The 2,285-nt window shown below is 67.2% G+C and carries 1 protein-coding gene and 1 pseudogene; one reads left to right on the top strand and one right to left on the bottom strand.

Annotation, left to right across the window (positions count from 1 at the left end):
- Positions 1 to 22: 22 nt before the first annotated feature.
- Positions 23 to 1,002: pseudogene (locus EAO73_RS35295) on the bottom strand (IS5 family transposase).
- Between the two features lie 263 nt (positions 1,003 to 1,265).
- Between EAO73_RS35295 and EAO73_RS35290 the strand changes: the two are divergent.
- Positions 1,266 to 2,216, top strand: a complete 951-nt coding sequence (locus EAO73_RS35290) for a DUF1963 domain-containing protein (protein WP_147975618.1) — start codon at positions 1,266 to 1,268, stop codon at positions 2,214 to 2,216.
- The last annotated feature ends 69 nt before the right edge of the window (positions 2,217 to 2,285 follow it).

The following is a 2,285-nucleotide window of genomic DNA, read 5'->3' as shown; positions in this document are numbered from 1 at the left end:
TAGGGGCTGTGTGATGTCGTGATCACGCGGTGGTCTTGAGCAGGTCGTCGATCCAGATCATGGAGGCTCGGAGGTGGAGGCCGGCAAGGTAGCTTTCGGGTGACTTGTCGTAGCGGGTGGCGACGCCACGCCAGGCTTTCAGCTTGTTGATCAGGCGTTCGACGGTGTTCCGTTCCTTGTAGAGGTCGGCGTCGTGGCTGATGGACCGGCCGCCGCGTGAGCCCTTCTTCTTGCGGTTTGCGGCCTGGTCCTTCTTCTCCGGGATGACTGCTTTGATGTTGCGTTTTCGCAGGTAGCGGCGGTTTCCGCGCGACGAGTAGGCCTTGTCAGCGGCGACTGCGCCAGGTCTCGTGCGGGGACGGCCGACCGGCAGACGGACTCGCACTTTCTCGAGCACGGGGATGAACTGCGGACTGTCCGCGGCCTGCCCGGCGGTCAAGACGAAGGCGAGCGGACGGCATCTGCGGTCCGCCGCGAGGTGAATCTTGCTGGTGAGACCGCCTCGGGACCGGCCGAGCAGGGCTTGCTTCAGACGGAGCTTGCGTCGGCGCCGGATGCGCCGGCGCTCGTCCTGTCCGTTCTGTTCCTCCGTACTACCCCTTTTTCTCGGGCTGTCTCCTGCTCGTGCGCAGCCTCCTCCAGGGCCGACATGAGGTGCTTGCTGACGCGGACCCCCGCGGCGTCTTGGTGGGCACGGACCGTAGTGGAGTCCACGCTGACCAGCGACAAGTCTGTTTGCTCCGCGCGGGCTGCCTGAGCAATCAGGCCTTCCAGCAGGGCAGTGAACACACCGGCGTCTCGCCAGACGCGGAAACGTCCGTAGACGGTGGCCCATGGGCCGAACTCGGCAGGCATCTCCCGCCACTGACCGCTGGAGCGGAACCGCCAGATCACCCCCTCGAACTGTTCCCGCAAACGCTCCGGATACGGGCCGTACCTACCGATCGGCAGATACGGCTCGATGAACTTCCACTGAGCATGGGTGAGTTGCCTACGCGTCACGACCACAGTCCTACCGGCTTCCACCCCGCGAAGAGCTCAGAACCCGGCAACTAATCACGACAACAGACAGGCCCCAGGAGTGGCTGACGCCGCGTCACCCTCAGGCTGGCGATGGACCGAGGGCGACGCGGTGTGAGGACAGCCGTAGGAACACCGGCAGTTGGCGACGAGGGCGTTGCCGGAGGGGTGCTCTACCGTGTTGATCGGGCATCGACTCCGCGCGCACGGTGCCAGCCACCGATCCCTCGTCAGAAAGCGAACTCGTGAGCAACTGGGACAGCACCGCCGGCCCCTCCGGCGATCCCGTGGGGCAGACGTCCCGCAGCAGCGACTTCCGGGCCTTTGCCCGGCGGCACGGGGTGTCCGACGACGCCATCACCCGCCTGCTGTGGAGCATGGAGCCGGCCGTGTACTTCGAGCGGGAGGTGCCGGAGAGCGTCCGGCCCGGCGACCGGGTGATCGGTCACATCGGAGGGGCGCCGGCGCTGCCCCTGGACATGGAGTGGAAGGTGGGCGACATCTTTGTCGCCTCCTTCGACCTCGCCGCGGTGCCCCGGACGCTGTTCGACGACGGGCTGCCCCGGGAGGGGCACCTCCTGCTGTTCACCTGGTCGGACGCCGGCGGCGGCAAGGCGCTCTACATACCGCCCGGGACCGAGACGACCGTGCGCCCGGCACCCGTCCCGAGCGAACTGGACCTGCAGTTCGGGTCCTCCCACATGATGCTGGACCGCTGGACCATGGTCGCCTCCCGCAACGACGCATGGGACGCCCACGCCTGGCTCATCGGCGAGGACCACGGGGGCATCTGGGGCGAGGCGGAAGGGGAGGAAGCCGAGTGGCACGCTCGGCTGGAGGCCGCCGTCGAGGAGTACGCCGCCAAGGTCGGCGTCAAGCCGGCCATGGACACCAGCACCGACAAGCTGCGGGGAGTGCAGGGGAACATCCACCACAGCTGGGACAAGAGCACCGAGGCGTTCCAGCGCCTGCGGGAGGAGGCGGTCCGCGAACTCAGGGACGCCCCGGAGCGGTTCGACGAGGTCTACGACCGGGCATGGCGGGAGCTGCCCGGACAACCGCTGTTGCACCTCGCGACCTTCAACATGGAGTCGCTCCAGTACGACTGGATGGACGGCGACATCAGCTGGTTGATCAGCCGCGACGACCTTCACGCCAGACGGTTCGACAAGGTCGAGCACTACTGGTTGGGCTGACCCCTGCGGTTCGGCCGGTCCCGGGGGCCTCACGAGCACCGCGTGATCACGACATCACACAGCCCCTAG

Source organism: Streptomyces sp. col6, from assembly GCF_008042035.1.
Taxonomy (GTDB): Bacteria; Actinomycetota; Actinomycetes; order Streptomycetales; family Streptomycetaceae; genus Streptomyces.
Note: the sequence above shows the minus strand (reverse complement) of the source record. Positions and strands in the feature narration are given on the sequence as shown.